Here is a 17,351-nt window from a genome sequence, read left to right on the forward strand (position 1 = left end):
ATGAGATTAGAATGATTGTAATTGTAGAAGCTGTACGTACCGCAATGGGCGGTTTTCAAGGCTCACTTTCAACTTGTACAGCATCAGATTTGGGTGCTGTAGCGATCAAGGAAGCGGTAGCGCGTGCAGGTCTGGCAGCTAATGATATTGATGAAGTGATTATGGGCTGCGTTCTTCCTGCTGGTTTAAAACAGGGTCCGGCACGTCAGGCAATGCGTCAGGCGGGTCTACCGGATTCCACGGGGGCGACCACGATTAATAAAATTTGTGGTTCAGGCATGAAGGCGGTGATGCAGGCAGCAGACGCAATCAAGGCCGGTTCAGCAGAGATTGTGGTTGCAGGTGGTATGGAATCGATGTCAAACGCACCCTATTTAATGGACAAGGCACGGACCGGATTCCGTATGGGGCATGGAAAAGTCATTGACCATATGTTCCAGGAAGGTCTGGAAGATGCGGAAACAGGTCTGTCGATGGGAATCCTTGCTCAGGAAATGGCAGATAAAAAGGGCTATACCCGTGAGCAGCAGGATGACTATGCAATTGGTTCCTTAAATAAAGCCGTGACCGCCGTGCAGCAAGGTTTCTTTAAAGATGAAATCGTACCGGTCACTGTGAGTAGCCGTAAAGGCGATGTCGTGGTAGAACAGGATGAACAGCCACTGAATGCCAAAGCAGACAAAATTCCATCTTTACGTCCGGCATTTAAAAAAGACGGTACGATTACTGCGGCAAATGCCAGTTCAATTTCCGATGGTGCTTCAGCACTGGTCGTAACATCGAGCGAGATTGCAGCACAGCGTAACCTGAAACCTCTAGCGAATATTCTGGCTTATGCCAGCCATTCACAACATCCATCAGAATTCACGATTGCACCGGTGGGCGCAATTGACAAGGTACTGAAGAAAACTGGCTGGAATGCAGCTGATGTGGATCTATGGGAAATTAATGAAGCTTTCGCGATGGTAACCATGGCTGCGATTGATGCCTTTGAACTGGATCCTGCCAAAGTGAATATTAATGGTGGTGCCTGTGCTTTAGGTCATCCACTGGGCTCTTCAGGTTCCCGTATCATTGTGACCCTGATTCATGCCTTAAAGCGTACTGGTGGCAAGAAAGGCATTGCAGCACTATGTATTGGCGGTGGGGAAGCAACAGCGATTGCAGTAGAACTAATTTAAGTCTTTTCATAATTGCATGATCATATGCTCAAAGTAGCAAACTTAAATATTTTTTGAATTAGACCACAATGCTTCTGGTACGCCAGGAGCAGGTGTCTCTTTATTTTTAATTTTTGAGAATTTTTATGAACGGTTTAGAGCGTATTCGTTTGCTCGCATTACAAGATAAAGTAGTTCCTGTAGAAAAAGCACTACAATTGATTCAAGATGGTGATGTAATTGGTTTGAGCGGTTTTGGCGGCGCCGGTGAAGCGAAAACTGTGCCTTTGGCATTGGCTGAATATGCCCGGCAGCATCCGATCCATATTACCTTGGCGACAGGTGCAAGTCTGGGGAACCGGATTGATGGGAAACTGAATGAAGCTAACGTTATAACCCGCCGTTATCCTTATCAGGCTGATCCTTCTTTACGTCAGGCCATCAATAATGGTGAAGTGATGTATATCGATCAGCATCTTTCTGAACTGGCAGACAATATCCGTCATAAAAACCTGCCGGCGATTAATGTAGCTATAATTGCCGCAACGGCCATTACTGAAGATGGCCAGATTATTCCGACCGGTTCTTGTGGAAACTCGGCGAATTTCATCGAAATGGCAGATCGGGTCATTGTTGAAATTGATACAACAGTTAATCCGGTGCTAGAAGGCGTACATGATATTTATTTGCCTAAAACCCGTCCAAACCGTGGTCCGATTCCTTTGACGCAAGCCAGTGACAAGATAGGTACAATCGGAATCCATGTTGCACCTGAAAAAATTGCTGCGATTGTCATTAATGAGATTCCGGATACTTCTTTCGCAATGGATGAGCCGGATGAAGAAACACTGGCGATTGCCAGCCACTTAATTCAATTCTTTGAAAATGAAGTCGCCGCAGGACGATTACCTGAAAATCTGGGGCCGCTGCAGTCCGGAGTAGGTTCCGTGGCAAATGCCGTATTTGCAGGTTTTGAACATTCTAATTTCAACCATCTGGAAATGTATTCTGAAGTCCTGCAAGACTGTACTTTCCAGCTTATCGATTCAGGAAAAATGACCTTTGCTTCTGGTTGTTCCATGACCCTGAGCGATGAATGTGCGGCACGGGTGATGAAGAATTTTGATCAGTACAAAGATAAAATTGTCTTACGCCCGCAAGAACTTTCCAACAACCCTGAGCTGATTCGCCGTCTGGGTATAATTGCAATCAATACCGCACTGGAGTTTGATATTTACGGGAATGTGAATTCAACCCATGTCGCTGGCACCAAGATGATGAATGGTATTGGCGGCTCAGGTGATTTTACCCGTCATGCACATATTGCGATTTTTGTGACTAAATCCTATGCCAAAGGTGGTGCGATTTCGTCTGTGGTTCCACTGGTGAGCCATACAGATCATACTGACCATGACGTGGATATTCTGGTAACAGAGCAAGGTTTGGCCGATCTGCGCGGATTGGCACCACGTGAACGTGCCCGCAAGATTATCGATATTTGTGCTCATCCCGATTATCGTAAAAGTCTGAATGATTACTTTGAGCGCGCCTGTGCGCATGGTGGGCAAACACCGCATTTGTTAAATGAAGCTTTGTCCTGGCATGCCCAGTTTGAAGAAACCGGTTCAATGAAAATTGCTTAGTTCTCTTTCTTAAAATAAGCCCAAAATAAAGCCTGTGAATCACGGGCTTTATTTATTGTACTAGATAAATATTTTAGTTCTGAATCAGACGTGGGTTATTAAAGACTTTATCCAAGATATGCCGATGAATGAAACGCAGTTTATCTTTCACAGCTTCAGTCAGCTTAAAGGGGTAAGCATCTTCCAGACCCATACTGCGGTTTAAGGCATTCAAATTAAAAGTCAGGGTGACCCAGTTTTCCAGGATATGTTCAAAATCCTGTCCACCAATCGGGCATTCTTTAAAGTCCATACTGGCTAGATTTCGGCCATTACCTTCCACGCGTAGACCGGCATAAAATGCAGTTTCCAGTGTTTCCATGATATGCAGATAATGTGACCAGGTTTCAGCCCAATCTTCCCACGGGTGTGCAGTGGCATAGGGACTAATATATTTTTCATGCCAGTTGATAGGCGCACCTTGATTATAGTGCCTCTCTAGTGCTTCACTATAATTTTGCCGCTCATCTCCAAAATAATGGCGAAGTTCATCGAGTAATTCCGGATGTAGATGCTGGATGACATTAAAATAAAAATGCCCACTTTCATGACGAAAATGCCCTAGTAATGTCCTGTAATTTTCACCCATATTGACCCGGGTTGTTTCCCGATAAACCACATCGGCCTCGAAGGCATTTAAGGTAATCACCCCATTGGCATGGCCGGTAAGTACTGGCTTGTCTTTTTCAGGAAGAAGAAAATCAAAACGCAAACCTAATGGATCATCATCCGAATGTTTTGGACGAGGCATAATGTTCATACGTTGGGTCAGATATAGAAACCGGCGTTTGGCTTCCTCAAGCCGATACCAGTAAATCATGTTTTCGGCATTTTCCAGATTTGGAATTACATGAGTCAGCTGGCAGGATTCGCAAAAATCTTCCTCGTCATCTACGGGGATCATCCAGTTACATACCTGATGATGGGTATAGTTATAACAAGGTTTATAACGGGAATATTGATACTTCTCGGCAACGGGAACCCACTCCTGAGCATTCAGCTTTTTAAATGTCGTCATTTCTTTTTCGGATGCGATATAGCCGATAGGAGAAAGGCAGTGATCACATACGAATTTGGCGAAAAAGATCTGCTGTTCGCAAACTGGACATTCAAAATACTTCATCGATACTCCCTGCAAAATGAATGAATTACAATGAATTACTGAAACTCTATAATTTATATTCAGATTGCATTGCGGAATTTTATCCTGTTTAAAAATTCATCATAAAAATTTCTTAAAAAACACTATGTTGATTAATTGTAAAATGCATGTGATCGATTATTCATTAAATTATGGTTTAGTGACTGTTTATAGACGAAAAGCTGACAGAAATAAAAAAACTGATGAACTGACTTATGTATTTTTTTCTTAAATAAAAACGAGAGTATCAATTTAAAAAAACTGAATAATGCAAACTATAAAAAAATTAGAGATCAAAAATTATTGAAAAAAATCGATTGAATCGCGTTTTTCAAAAGACTTAATTGGTATATATTTTGCTCAATTTTAAAACATATATCATGCTGAAAAATAAATTATTTTTCATTTTTTAGTTCTGCTTTTTGGGTATTAAAATATGATGAAGATAAGAAAAGCCACTGTTCAGGATACACTAGCAATTGCGAACGTCATTGCCCCATTTGTTGATGTCTTGATTTCTAATGAAGAGGGACGCAAGCGTTTTCAACCTAAAATTCTTCAGACCATTTTTGATCGAGCTGATATTCATTATTTTGTTGGAGAAATTAATCAAAAAATTGTGGGCATGGTGGCTTATATGGAACCTGCACACTTCATGCACTTTTTTCTTGATCCGGCGTATCAGGGGCAAGGATACGGTCGTCAAATGTGGAATTTTTTAGAAAAACAAATTCGTGGACAGGATCATCAAAAGATTACAGTCAAATCCAGTTTATATGGCTTCAACATTTATAAAAAATTTGGTTTTGTAGAAACAGGTGAACTTACTCACGAACATGGCATTCGCTTTATTCCAATGGAAAAAGTTTATTCTGATGAAACATCTTCGATCTCTTAAAATAGAAGAGCCGTTTATTATAAGTTAATCAGAGATCAGGAGTTATTTTCTTATTTATTAGCATAGTTGGAATTTGAGAAATCAATTTTATCCCTGTCAAATTGATAAATTTTAATTATTTTTAAATTAGAAAATTAAACTTTTAGCTATTAGCCATTATCTCATTTTTAATTAGTCATAGATTGTACTAAGGCATAGAATTAATTCACTTTTACGGTATTAATGATCAGGGTATGGCAATCAGCTGGATTTTCTTTACTTTAATAGCTGCATTTATGCAGGCCTGGCGAAATGCCTTTCAAAAGCAGCTCAGTACCACTGTCGATATTTGGGGCGTGACACTGGCACGTTTCCTGTTTGGCTTGCCGCTGGCCGGGCTTTACATTGCAGCTTTATACCACTTCAAACCGGTAGAAAGTGTGGTGCATTTTAGCCCGAAGTACTGGATCTATATCCTGATTGCGGGTATCAGCCAGATTCTGGCAACCGCCTTGATGGTGCAGCTATTTAAACAGAAAAATTATGCGATTGGCGTTGGACTGGCAAAAAGTGAAGCGATTCTGGCAGCCATTATCGGAGTAATTTTCCTGTCAGATCATCTGTCTGTACTGGCATGGATTGGGGTGCTGATCGGTGGTTATGCGGTATTCCTGCTGAGTAAGGGCAATCAGCTCACCGGCCTATCTACCAAGACTTTAGCCATCGGAATCGGCAGTGGTTTGAGCTTTGCCATTACTTCACTCTTGGTCCGTGAAGCCAGTCTGGAACTGCCGATGTTACCAACCGTGCATCGTGCTTCATGGGTATTGATTTCGGTGATTGGTTTCCAGTGTCTCAGTATGCTGATTTACCTGAGCCTGTTTAGTCGAAAAACCTTAGTTGCCATGTGGCAACGTTTAGGTCTAACCTTTAAAGTCAGCTTCTGCAGCTTTATAGCATCCCTCGGCTGGTTTACCGCCATGAGTATGATGAGCGTGCCAATCGTGAAAACCTTGGGACAAATCGAAATCCTGTTCAGTCTGCTGATTTCAGCTTATTTCTTTAAAGAAAAACTGGCGCGTGCCGAGCATTGGGGCTTGGTACTGGTGGTGATTGCAGCGATGCTGGTGATCTGGGCTTAACGAATACACGAATAAAAGAAAAGCCACGATATATCGTGGCTTTTTTATAAGAATAAATTTAAGCAGCAAGAAAAGTTTGTACGGCCTGATTAAAGGCTTCCGGTTGTTCAATATTGGAAATATGCGAAGCATTGATTTCAAACAACTGGCTATTCGCAATACGTTGCTGCATAAACTGTCCATCTGCAACAGTCGTCACCGGATCCTGCTGACCCGCAATAATCAGCACAGGGATTTGAATGCTACTAAGTTGTTCGCGGACATCCGCCTTAGCCAGAGCCTCACAGCAGTTTGCATAGCCTTCTGGGATGCCAGCTCCGAGGTCGTTTGAAAGTTCTGCAACGACTGCCGGGTTGCTCTGGATAAAGGGATCAGTAAACCAGCGTGATGCCGCAGTTGCAGCAATCGGAGCAAGACCTTGCTCACGGACAAGCGCAGCACGGTCTTGCCATGCCTGTTCCTGGCCAATTTTGGCTGCAGTATTGCAGACAATCACCTGGCTAAAACGTTCTGGCTTATGAATCGCTAACCATTGACCGGTTAAGCCACCCATAGAAATACCACAGAATGCTGCTTTTGCAATGTTCAAATGATCCAGAAGATTCACTATATCCTGACCCAACTGCTCCAGGCTATACGGGCCTTGCGGTGCTTCCGAACCACCATGACCACGGGTGTCATAGCAGATTACGTAATAATCTTGCTGGAAATGCGCAATCTGTGGCTGCCACATGCTGTATTTGGTGCCCAGTGAATTGGAAAATACCAATGCAGGTTTGCTAGCATCCCCAAAAGTCTGGTAATTAATCTGGGCATCATTTGATGTAAATATTGGCATTTGTTATTCCTTTTATTTCCTTCTAAAAGTTCCTCCCTGAACAAGGCATAAGCACTGCTTAAGCCTTGTGCAAGAAAGGGAGGTTAGGAGGGATTTTTTAAACACGTTCAATAATCAGCGCGATACCTTGGCCTACGCCAATGCACATAGAGCAGAGGGCATATTTCCCGCCAGTCCGTTCAAGCTGGTTCAAGGCCGTGGTCACCAGACGGGCACCGGAAGCACCAAGTGGATGACCAAGGGCAATGGCACCACCATTCGGGTTTACATGTGCGGCATCATCCGGAAGACCTAAGTCACGGGTTACCGCCAGTGCCTGTGCGGCAAAGGCTTCATTCAGCTCAATCACATCCATTTGCTCAAGAGTTAAACCCGTTTGAACAAGCAATTTTTTAATGGCAGGTGTCGGACCAAAGCCCATAATGCGTGGTTCTACACCTACGACAGTTGAACCAATAATCTTGGCACGTGCTTTCAGGCCATATTCAGCAACAGCTTCATCGGATGCAATCAGGAGTGCCGCTGCACCATCGTTAATGCCAGAAGCATTGCCTGCTGTCACCGTACCATCTGCTTTGACGACTGGTTTTAACTTAGTTAAACCTTCTAGTGTTGTAGAAGCACGAGGATGTTCATCAGTATCTACCACAACTGGTTCGCCTTTACGCTGAGGAATGACCACGGGCACGATTTCATTTTTAAAGAAACCTTTGGCTTGTGCTGCTGCTGTACGTTGCTGGCTGGTCAGGGCAAACTTGTCTTGATCTTCACGATTAATATTGAACTGTTCTGCCACGTTTTCAGCAGTTTCCGGCATGGTTTCCACGCCATACAGTTCTTTCAGTTTCGGGTTGATAAAACGCCAGCCCATGGTGGTGTCTTCAATTTTCTGGCTACGGCCATAAGCGGTTTCTGCTTTACCCATGACAAAAGGGGCGCGTGACATGGATTCCACACCACCAGCCACAATCAGATTCGCTTCACCGGCTTTAATGGCACGTGCCGCAATCGCTATTGCATCCAGGGAGGATCCGCAAAGACGGTTAATGGTAGTGGCTGGCACTTGATAAGGTACACTTGCAAGCAGTGCTGACATACGACCCACGTTGCGGTTGTCTTCACCGGCCTGGTTGGCACAGCCGTAGATAATGTCATCAACTTTTTCCCAGTTGATACTTGGGTTGCGTTCCATCAAGGCTTTAATCGGGATCGCGCCAAGATCATCAGCACGAACAGGTGCCAGCCCACCAGCATAGCGACCGAATGGGGTACGAATGGCATCAATGATATATGCATTTTTCATTTATTAAATTCCTTGTTCCTTTAAATCCCCCTAAATCCCCCTTTATCAAAGGGGGACTTTTCCTCCCTTTCTTATGCTGAATTTTAAAAGCTGTGCTTTAAAACTCACTCAGGGAGGTTAGGAGGGATTATTAACCCTGTGTCGCATCAATCAGTGGTGCACCCGTCATGGACTGCAATTCTTCAAATGACAGACCTTCGACTTTTTCAATGACTTTCATGCCTTCAGGAGTGACATCAATTACACACAGGTCAGTATAGATGCGGTCCACACATTTCAGGCCAGTCGCAGGATAAGTCAGTTCAGCCACAATCTTAGGTTCGCCTTTTTTAGTGACGTGATCAGTAGTGATAAAGACTTTCTTGGCGCCGACGGCCAGATCCATCGCGCCACCGACTGCAGGAATTGCATCGGGTGCACCGGTATGCCAGTTGGCCAGATCACCATTTTCAGCGACTTGGAAAGCACCCAAAACTGCGATATCTAAGTGTCCGCCGCGCATCATCGCAAAAGAATCCCCATGATGGAAAAAAGCACCGCCAGTCAGCATGGTCACAAATTCTTTACCGGCATTGATCAGTTCAGGGTCTTCTTCACCTTTGGCAGGTGGCGGGCCAAAAGCTAGCAAGCCATTTTCAGAATGCAGGAAAACATCCTTGTCTGCAGGCAGATAGCTGGCAATCTTGGTCGGCAGGCCAATACCAAGGTTGACATAGGTACCATCAGGAATGTCCTGGGCAACACGTTCAGCAATCTGGTCGCGGGTCAGTTTGATATAGCTCATGATTTTGCTCCTGAATTACTGTGCCGTTTGTACTTGGACAACGTGTTGGACAAAGATGCCCGGGGTAATAATGTGTTCCGGATCCAGCTCACCGAGTTCAACCACTTCAGCGACTTGGGCAATGGTAATGTCTGCGGCCATCGCCATGATTGGACCAAAGTTACGTGCGGATTTACGGTAAACCAGATTGCCCCAGCGATCGCCTTTATGCGCCTTGATCAGGGCAAAGTCTGCTTTAATTGGATTTTCTAAAACGTAATCTTTGCCTTCATAATTCAGGGTTGGCTTGCCTTCCGCCAGCAAGGTACCAAAACCGGTAGGCGTGTAGATTGGCCCTAGCCCCATACCTGCAGCCTGAATCCGGCAGGCCAGGTTTCCTTGCGGCACCAGTTCCAGCTCGATTTTTCCGGCACGGTACAGCTCGTCAAAGACCCATGAGTCTGACTGGCGCGGGAAAGAGCAGATGATTTTACGTACTGCGCCAGTCTTTAGCAGTTTTGCCAGACCATAGTCACCATTGCCGGCATTATTGTTAACGATCACCAGATCTTTCACGCCCAGCTCAATCAGTCCATCAATCAGTTCAGCAGGCTGACCTGCGGTACCGAAACCACCAATCATGATGGTGGAACCGTCTTTGATTTGTGAAAGTGCTTCAACCAGAGAAGCAGAACTTTTATCAATCATAATCTTTCCTTTACTGCCTATCACTCAGGCACGTTTTGAATCAGAAGCTAAATTTGTTTTCGGTGAAGATTTCTTTGAGGTAAGTACAAAGTGCGCCAGCAGGCCGATACAGATGCCCCAGACCACAGAACTCATGCCCAACAGGCTCATGCCAGAAGCAGTAGCTAGAAAGGTAATCAGGGCAGATTCACGCTGGTTTTCGGTTTGCATGGCCACGGTCAGGTTGCTGGAAATTGCACCGAGTAATGCCAAACCAGCCAGTGCAGCGACCAGTTCTTTTGGAAACAGGCTAAACAGCAATACAATGCTGCCAGCAAACAGGCCACCGAGGATGTAAAACAGTCCATTACAGATACCAGCGATATAACGTTTGTCTTTGGCTTCATGCGCATCTGCACCCATACACAGGGCTGCAGTAATCGAACCAAGCACGGTTGTGATGGCACCAAAGCAGGCAAAAATCAGTGAGGTAATACTGGCGGTGGTAATAATCGGTTTGGCTGGAACGTTATAACCAGACAGCTTTAATAAACTCATGCCTGGCAGGAACTGGCCCGAAAGGCTAACCAGAATCAGCGGGAGTGCCAGGTTTAGGGTAGAATTCCAGCTCCATTCTGGTTGGATGAATTGAGGAATAGCAATACTGAAATTCATGGTAACGGGCTGGAATTTGCCAAAGATCAAACTCAGGATCAGCCCTACACCCAGTACCCAGAGCATGGCATAGCGTGGGTTAAAGCGTTTCGCGATCAGGAACACCATCAGCATGCTGGTCACGATGATGGGCATGTTTTCGGTAGCAGTAAAAAGCCCAAGTCCAAAATTCACTAGAATCCCAGCCATCATCCCGGCAGCGACCGATTGTGGAATCAATGCCAGTAATTTGTCGAAATAGCCAGTAATACCAATCACGAACAACACCACCGCCGTGGTGATATAGGCGGCAATGGCTTCATTCAGGGAAATTTCCGGAAACAGGGTCACCAGTAGGGCGGTTCCTGGTGCCGACCAGGCCATCACTACAGGTACTTTAAACTTCACCGACAGGTAAATGCTGGAAATGGCGGCAGCAATGGAAATCCCCCAGATCCATGAAATCATCATGGCTGGCGAGACCTGCGCCTGCTGGGCCGCCTGGAAGAAAATAATCAGAGGACCGGAATAGGAAATCAGCACGGCTAAAAATCCTGCCACCGTGGCTGAAATCGACCAGTCATCCTTCAGGGTTTGAAACAGGTGTGTCATTGCAGTTGCCTCCTTGCGGTCAATGAGCCTGTATGCAATCAGGTTTAACCCTGATCGCCGCCACCAACTGGAACTATAGTTCCAGTCATATATGATGCTTCATCTGAAGCCAGGAACAGAATGGCATTGACCTGTTCCTGGATCGTGCCATAGCGTTTCATATGGCTGCGATCCTTGGTCTGGTCGACCACATCCTGCATCCATTGTTCTTCCTGTTCGCTCAGCGGTTTGGCATTGCGTGGAATCTTGCGTGGCGGTGCTTCGGTACCACCTGTTGCCACAGCATTCACGCGGATACCATCTTTGGCATAGGCAAAGGCTAGGGAAGCGGTCAGCGCATTCACGCCACCTTTGGATGCTGAATACGGCGCACGATGAATCCCACAGGTTGCAATCGAAGACACACTCACGATGGTGCCATGTTGCTGCTTGATCATTTGCGGTAGCACTGCACGGCAGCACCACATGGTTGGAAAAAGCGAGCGGTTCACTTCCTTGATGATTTCTTCTTCAGAGAATTCTTCAAAAGGTTTCATCCAGATGGCACCACCCACGTTATTGATCAGTACATCGACACGACCATAGGTATCTAAGGCTTTTTCAACGACAGATTGAGCACCGGCATAAGTTTCCAGATCGGCTTTTACAGTAATGGCATCGCCACCTGTGGCTTCAATCTCTGCCAATACTTCTTCTACATAGGGAGAAAGATCGGCCATGATGACTTGAGCGCCTTCGCTCGCCACCTGAATCGCGACACCGCGACCGATGCCTTGCGCAGCACCAGTCACGATCACGACTTTATTTTCAAATCTTGGGTTACAGTTCATGAGGTTCTCCGGCTTCTAAACTTAGTTGGCAGAGAATTTTTCAAACAGGAAGCTGGCAGGTTTAACACCTTCCGCATCCAGCCAGCCGCGAACCGCTTCAACCATTGGCACTGGACCACACAGATAGATGTCGACATCGCCACCATTTAACCATTCATTTTCAATATGACCAGTCACATAACCTTTACGCTCATGCGCAGATTCCGGATTTGCAACCACTGTGCGATATTCGAACCATGGGAATTTGTCTTGCAGTTCATTCAGCTTTTCAATTGCGACCAGGTCAAAGTCATTGGTCACACCAAATACCAGACGTACTGGATATTCAGAACCTTTTTCTTCCAGTACCTGTAACATCGACATGAATGGCGCGATGCCTGTACCACCTGCCAGCATCAATACCGGACGGGTCACATTACGCAGATAGAAGCTGCCGAATGGACCGGTAAAGGTCATTTTGTCACCCGCTTTTGCATCAGCGCTGAGGAAACTCGACATTTTGCCGTTCGGCACATTGCGCACCACGAAGCCGGTTAAACGGTTGCCCGGCTTGGAACTGAATGAGTAAGAACGGGTTTCAGTGGTGCCAGGAATGCCGACATTGACATATTGTCCGGCCAGAAAATGGATATCTGGTTGACCATCATCGAGTTGAATATCAAAAGTAATGGTGGAATCAGACAGGTTTTCTACACGGGCCAACGTACCTTGAAATGCATGAATCTCGGTTTTACAGACATCAGAGGAGGCCTGAATTTGAAATACGGCATCCGAAGTCGGTTTACATTGGCAAGCCAGGATAAAACCTTCTGCGGCTTCTTCTGGAGTCAGTGCATCTTCAATGTACATTTCTTCAGGCATGTCATACGCACCTGATTCACAAAAAGCGCGGCACGTTCCACATGCACCGTCACGGCAATCTAGAGGGATATTGATCTTTTGACGGTAAGCTGCATCGGACAAGGTTTCGCCTTGGGCAACACTAATAAAACGTGTAACGCCATCTTCAAATTGGAGTGCAACATTGTGGTTTGACATGGCTGAATATCCTATATAAATCTTTGAAACTTAGCCTTTCAGCCATATTTCCCTGGCTGAAAGGTTTGACCTTGCTGTCGAGACAGTCTTAGAGGTGATAAATGTCGATAACCTGGTTGATGTAATCGTTTTTCAGTACCACGTATTTGCTTAAAATCTGTGGTTTTTCGCCTGAAAAATCGATTACATAACGAGACATACCGAAGTAGCTGTAACTGGTTTTGTAGCGGAAACTCAGGGTATTCCAGTTAAAACGTACAGTGACCTTGTCGCCATCACGTTCCACAATTTCAATATTGCAGATGTTGTGGCTGGTACGGGTATCCGGCATGGTGGCAGATGAACGTTCCGTCTTGATCCGGAATACACGGTCTTCTAAACCTTGACGATCTGGATAGTAGATCAGTGAGATTTCAGACTGTGGATCTTCAGTCAGACGGTCATCATCATCCCAGGCTGGCATCCAGAAAGAAGCAGTAGGGGCGTAGCACTGTAACCAGTCATCCCATTGCTCATCATCTAAAAAGCGGGCTTCCTGATACAGGAACTGTGCAATATTTTCTAAAGTGATGTCGCTCATGCGGTTTCTCCTTCAGTGCTTGCAGCAATTTCTTTTTCAGTCGCAATGCCTTTTTTGATCAGCTCTAACCAGTACTGGTGCTGAGCCAGGTACAGGCCTTCATCTTCTGTTTTAATACCAGACAGTTTTGGTTTCAGGCCAATTTCATTGGCTGCATCATCTGGCCCTTGAATCCAGTGCTTAGACCCGCGACACATGTCGTTCCATTCCAGTGCGATCCCGGCATAACCAGCCTGACAGGCACGGAATTCTTCCAGATCGTCTGGGGTAGCCATACCAGAAGCATTAAAGAAATCTTCATACTGACGGATACGGCGGGTGCGTGCTTCAGGCTCTTCACCGACAGGACCGATACAGTAAATCGTCACTTCAGTCTTATCGACAGAGATTGGACGCAGAACACGGATTTGTGAGCCGAACTGATCCATGAAGTAAACGTTTGGATAGATACACAGGTTACGTGAACGTTCGATCATCCATTTCGCCATGGCTTCGCCATAACGCTCGGTATATTCATCTTTCTTAGCAAAGTTTGGACGGTCTTCCGGGTTGGCCCATTGTGTCCAAAGCAGCATGTGACCATGTTCAAAGCCGTAAGAACCACCGCCTTGTTTGCCCCATGAACCTGCGCTCATGGCACGAATATTATCGCCAGCTTCTTTTTCCTTACGTTGCTGAGTCGTTGCAGCATAGTTCCAGTGCACGGCAGAGACGTGATAACCATCGGCACCGTTTTCTGCAGTCAGCTTCCAGTTACCTTCATAGGTATAAGTCGACGAACCGCGTAAAACTTCCAGACCTTGCTCAGACTGACCCACGATCATGTCGATGATCTTGGTGGCTTCACCCAGGTATTCTTCCAGAGAAGGAACATCCGGATTCAGGCTGCCAAACAAGAAGCCTTTGTAATTTTCAAAACGGGCTACTTTTTTCAGGTCATGAGAACCGTCCTGGTTAAAGCAATCTGAATAGCCTGCATCAGCCGGATCTTTCACTTTTAATAGCTTGCCCGAGTTATTGAATGTCCAGCCATGGAATGGGCAGGTATAGGTTGCTTTATTGCCACGCTTATAACGGCAGAGCTGTGCACCGCGGTGAGAGCAGGCATTGATCATGGCATTCAGTTCGCCATTGCGGTTACGTGCAATGATGATTGGCTGACGGCCAATATGGGTTGTGTAGTAATCGTTGTTATTGGGAATCTGGCTCTCATGGGCCAGATAAACCCAGTTTCCTTCAAAGATGTATTTCATTTCCAGATCAAACAGTGCTTGATCAGTAAATACGGAACGGTGCAGTTTAAATTCACCAGATTCAAAATCATCGACCAGTAATTCATCAATACGGTCTAAATGGCTGGTGTTAATTACAGGAATACGAGGCATGTCCAGTCTCCGACTTTCCAAGGAGGGGAAGTCATCGGGATGTTGCTCAGACTGACATCCCGATTCCATTTTGAATTAAGCGCTTGCGCGACGACGTTCTACTTCAGTGCTTGGCGCTGCAGCCTGGTCTTTCACCAGTTCAATATTGAACTGGATATGTTTGAATGGACCATTTAAACCACGGCGTGCGATTTCAGCTTCATCGGTCACATCAACAGCGGTTGCGACCAGACCATCACGTGTGGCGAAGGCAAAGTCATCCCACAGGTATTGATCGCCTTCGATATTGAACTGTGTGGTTAACTTTCGGTAACCCGGTGCAGATACGAAGTAATGCACATGAGATGGGCGGTTACCGTGACGACCTAATTTGTCCAGTACGAACTGGGTAGTACCTTCAGGTGGACAGCCATAACCGACCGGCATGGTAGTCAGGGCAACATATTTACCGTCTTGATCGGTAAAGATAGAACGGCGCAGGTTAAAGTCAGATTGCGACTTGTCAAAGAAAGAGTAGTTGCCCAGGCTGTTGGCATGCCAGACTTCAACTTTTGCACCTTCAATGATGTTGCCGTCAGTATCGGTCACTGTGCCTTCAATAATCAGGGTTGGAATTTTGCCCTCTTCAGAACCGTCATCCATACGCGCAAAACCAACTGACTCAGGAGCACCTGCAACATACAGCGGGCCTTCGATGGTACGTGGTGTACCGCCAGTAATGCCTGCTTTGGCATCTGCTTCATCCGCGCGTAAGTCTAAGTAATGTTCCAGACCCAGACCTGCAGCCAGTAAGCCTAATTCATTGGCTTGACCTGCATCAGTAAAGTATTCCAGACCTTTCCAGAGTTCAGTCTGAGAAATATCAAGATCTTCAATAGCCTGGAAAAGATCACCTAATAAACGTACAACAACTTGTTGTACACGCTCATCAACTGGTCCTGTCGCTGTATCGACATTCATTTTTTTAACCAGTACATCAATTTCTTGGCGGTTCATACTATTGCTCCTAAAGTATGTCTTTCATATTTTAGTGGCGCATGTTTTAGCATTCGTTTGGCTGGCTAAATCTTGCTGGCCACAAGTCCTTTTGGATTACCCTCAGGTGTAAGGGGGGAAGAAAACTCTTTCATTTCCATTCCCGAATTTATTCATTACTTGTCATCATCCCGAATCGATGATGGATGGCGGTTCAATGCCATAACTTTGATGTTCATATACGGGTAGAGAGGCAAGCCTTGTAGCAGGTTGTGCAACTCTTCATTGCTTTCAACATCAAAAATACTGATGTTTGAATACTGCCCAGTGATGCGCCAGATATGACGCCACTTACCCTGGCGTTGCAGATCCTGTGAATAAGCTTTTTCAACTGCCTTAATTTCATTGGCCTGTTCAACCGGCATATCTTTTGGAATATTGACGTCCATTCGTACTTGGAAAAGCATGGGGTTCTCCTGGAATTATTGACGACGCAAGTTGTCAATTTTGTTTTCATCCAACTCAATACCCAGACCTGGTCCTTTCGGAATCTCAAGTTCAAAGTTTTGATACTGGAGTGGGGTTCTTAAAATTTCATCAGTTAACAGCAGTGGACCAAACAGTTCGGTGCCATAAGCGAGACTTTCAAAAGTCGAGAAGGCATGGGCAGAGGCGATCGTGCCCACCGGACCTTCAAGCATGGTGCCGCCATACAGATCGATACCTGCCAGCTGTGCCACTTTTGCAACTTCACAACCTTCAATCAGGCCACCAGATTGCGCCACTTTGACTGCAAAAACTGATGAGCCATGCTGACGTGCGATCTGATAGGCAGACTGCGGACCCATCAAGGATTCATCCGCCATGATGGCGATATCAAAACGCTGGGTCAGACGTCGCATTGCATCCAGATTATCAATGGCACATGGCTGTTCAATCAGGTCAATGCCGCCGTCCTGGAGTAACTGAATGCCTTTAATCGCGTCTAGCTCTGTCCAGGCACGGTTCACATCAACACGGATCGAAATGTCTTTGCCTAATGCCTGTTTAATGGCAAGCACGTGTTCAACATCCTGTTCCACTGGACGAGAACCAATTTTCAGTTTGAAAATATTGTGGCGTTTGGCCGCAATCATTTTCTGGGCTTCAGCAATGTCTTTCTCGGTATTGCCAGATGCCAGGACCCACAGCACTGGTACGCTGTCACGTAAACGTCCACCTAGAATTTCACTCAGTGGCTGGTTCAAACGTTGTGCCTGAATATCCAGTAGCGCAGTTTGAATGGCACACTTGGCAAAACGGTTACCATTAATATTCTTTTTGATGGCTTGTAATGTCTGTGCAACATTCAAACCTGATAATGTTTTCAGAAGCGGTGCAAAGTAAGTCTCAATATTCACTTTGACACTTTCTGGGCTTTCTTCACCGTAGCCTAAACCGCCAATAGTGGTGGCTTCGCCCCAACCCACATAGCGGTCTTCGGTGGTGATTTTGACCAGGACCAGTGTCTGGGTTTGCATGGTTGCGACAGCCATCTTGTGAGGACGGATCGTCGGTATTTGAACCAGCAAGGTTTCAACTGACTTATACATAATTACGCTTCACATTCTTGCTTTAATGTTTTGACTTGATATACCTTAAAAGAATAATTTTGATTGGTCTAAGATCGATTTAGCATTTTTTT

The 17,351-nt window shown here is 45.6% G+C and carries 17 protein-coding genes; 4 read left to right on the forward strand and 13 right to left on the reverse strand.

Features of this window, described 5'->3' with window-relative positions; all coding sequences use genetic code 11:
- Positions 1–5 precede the first annotated feature (5 nt).
- Together FTU00_RS07900 and FTU00_RS07905 are read left to right on the forward strand one after the other, a co-directional pair.
- Positions 6–1,181 carry a thiolase family protein gene (locus FTU00_RS07900; RefSeq protein WP_180179532.1) on the forward strand — a complete coding sequence of 392 codons (1,176 nt, stop codon included), beginning with the start codon at positions 6–8 and terminating at the stop codon, positions 1,179–1,181.
- Positions 1,182–1,306: 125 nt separating this feature from the next.
- Positions 1,307–2,803, forward strand: coding sequence for a succinate CoA transferase (locus FTU00_RS07905; RefSeq protein WP_179992603.1), 1,497 nt, complete (start codon positions 1,307–1,309; stop codon positions 2,801–2,803).
- A 73-nt stretch (positions 2,804–2,876) separates the two neighbouring features.
- On the opposite strand, the gene FTU00_RS07910 is transcribed toward FTU00_RS07905, so the two are convergent.
- Positions 2,877–3,965 (reverse strand): putative zinc-binding metallopeptidase, encoded by a 1,089-nt coding sequence (locus FTU00_RS07910; protein WP_159122920.1) that lies wholly within the window; start codon positions 3,963–3,965, stop codon positions 2,877–2,879.
- Between the two features lie 457 nt (positions 3,966–4,422).
- On the opposite strand from FTU00_RS07910, the gene FTU00_RS07915 reads away from it, so the two are divergent.
- Positions 4,423–4,881, forward strand: coding sequence for a GNAT family N-acetyltransferase (locus FTU00_RS07915; protein WP_180179533.1), 459 nt, complete (start codon positions 4,423–4,425; stop codon positions 4,879–4,881).
- 233 nt (positions 4,882–5,114) lie between these two features.
- Complete coding sequence (locus tag FTU00_RS07920; RefSeq protein ID WP_180179463.1) at positions 5,115–6,002, forward strand: DMT family transporter; 888 nt, start codon at positions 5,115–5,117, stop codon at positions 6,000–6,002.
- Between the two features lie 58 nt (positions 6,003–6,060).
- On the opposite strand, the gene pcaD is transcribed toward FTU00_RS07920, so the two are convergent.
- The 12 genes from pcaD to FTU00_RS07980 all read right to left on the reverse strand — a co-directional run bounded on the left by pcaD (position 6,061) and on the right by FTU00_RS07980 (position 17,259).
- On the reverse strand, positions 6,061–6,840 hold the full coding sequence (gene pcaD, locus FTU00_RS07925) for a 3-oxoadipate enol-lactonase (RefSeq protein ID WP_180179464.1): 780 nt from the start codon (positions 6,838–6,840) through the stop codon (positions 6,061–6,063).
- A 97-nt stretch (positions 6,841–6,937) separates the two neighbouring features.
- Complete coding sequence (pcaF, locus tag FTU00_RS07930; RefSeq protein ID WP_180179465.1) at positions 6,938–8,143, reverse strand: 3-oxoadipyl-CoA thiolase; 1,206 nt, start codon at positions 8,141–8,143, stop codon at positions 6,938–6,940.
- A gap of 130 nt (positions 8,144–8,273) precedes the next feature.
- Positions 8,274–8,927: a 3-oxoacid CoA-transferase subunit B gene (locus tag FTU00_RS07935; protein ID WP_180179466.1), complete on the reverse strand. Its 654-nt coding sequence runs from the start codon at positions 8,925–8,927 to the stop codon at positions 8,274–8,276.
- 15 nt (positions 8,928–8,942) lie between these two features.
- A complete protein-coding gene (locus tag FTU00_RS07940) occupies positions 8,943–9,614 on the reverse strand; it encodes a 3-oxoacid CoA-transferase subunit A (protein ID WP_175967690.1) in 672 nt (223 codons plus the stop codon).
- Positions 9,615–9,638: 24 nt separating this feature from the next.
- Positions 9,639–10,859 carry a benzoate/H(+) symporter BenE gene (gene benE, locus FTU00_RS07945; protein ID WP_180179467.1) on the reverse strand — a complete coding sequence of 407 codons (1,221 nt, stop codon included), beginning with the start codon at positions 10,857–10,859 and terminating at the stop codon, positions 9,639–9,641.
- Positions 10,860–10,903: 44 nt separating this feature from the next.
- Complete coding sequence (gene benD, locus FTU00_RS07950) at positions 10,904–11,689, reverse strand: benzoate diol dehydrogenase BenD (protein ID WP_180179468.1); 786 nt, start codon at positions 11,687–11,689, stop codon at positions 10,904–10,906.
- A 21-nt stretch (positions 11,690–11,710) separates the two neighbouring features.
- Positions 11,711–12,727 (reverse strand): benzoate 1,2-dioxygenase electron transfer component BenC, encoded by a 1,017-nt coding sequence (gene benC / locus FTU00_RS07955; RefSeq protein ID WP_180031195.1) that lies wholly within the window; start codon positions 12,725–12,727, stop codon positions 11,711–11,713.
- An 88-nt stretch (positions 12,728–12,815) separates the two neighbouring features.
- On the reverse strand, positions 12,816–13,307 hold the full coding sequence (gene benB / locus FTU00_RS07960; RefSeq protein WP_004785632.1) for a benzoate 1,2-dioxygenase small subunit: 492 nt from the start codon (positions 13,305–13,307) through the stop codon (positions 12,816–12,818).
- The gene (benA, locus tag FTU00_RS07965; protein WP_104426109.1) at positions 13,304–14,692 is read right to left on the reverse strand and encodes a benzoate 1,2-dioxygenase large subunit; all 1,389 of its coding nucleotides are present in this window, start codon (positions 14,690–14,692) and stop codon (positions 13,304–13,306) included. Before benA ends, benB begins: the two co-directional genes overlap by 4 nt.
- Before the next feature lie 75 nt (positions 14,693–14,767).
- Positions 14,768–15,688 (reverse strand): catechol 1,2-dioxygenase, encoded by a 921-nt coding sequence (catA, locus tag FTU00_RS07970; protein ID WP_180179469.1) that lies wholly within the window; start codon positions 15,686–15,688, stop codon positions 14,768–14,770.
- Between the two features lie 155 nt (positions 15,689–15,843).
- Complete coding sequence (catC, locus tag FTU00_RS07975) at positions 15,844–16,134, reverse strand: muconolactone Delta-isomerase (protein WP_180002032.1); 291 nt, start codon at positions 16,132–16,134, stop codon at positions 15,844–15,846.
- Between the two features lie 15 nt (positions 16,135–16,149).
- Positions 16,150–17,259 carry a muconate/chloromuconate family cycloisomerase gene (locus FTU00_RS07980; RefSeq protein WP_180179470.1) on the reverse strand — a complete coding sequence of 370 codons (1,110 nt, stop codon included), beginning with the start codon at positions 17,257–17,259 and terminating at the stop codon, positions 16,150–16,152.
- Between the last annotated feature and the right edge of the window lie 92 nt (positions 17,260–17,351).

The organism is Acinetobacter sp. YH12041, from assembly GCF_013419975.1.
In the GTDB taxonomy this organism is placed as follows: Bacteria; Pseudomonadota; Gammaproteobacteria; order Pseudomonadales; family Moraxellaceae; genus Acinetobacter.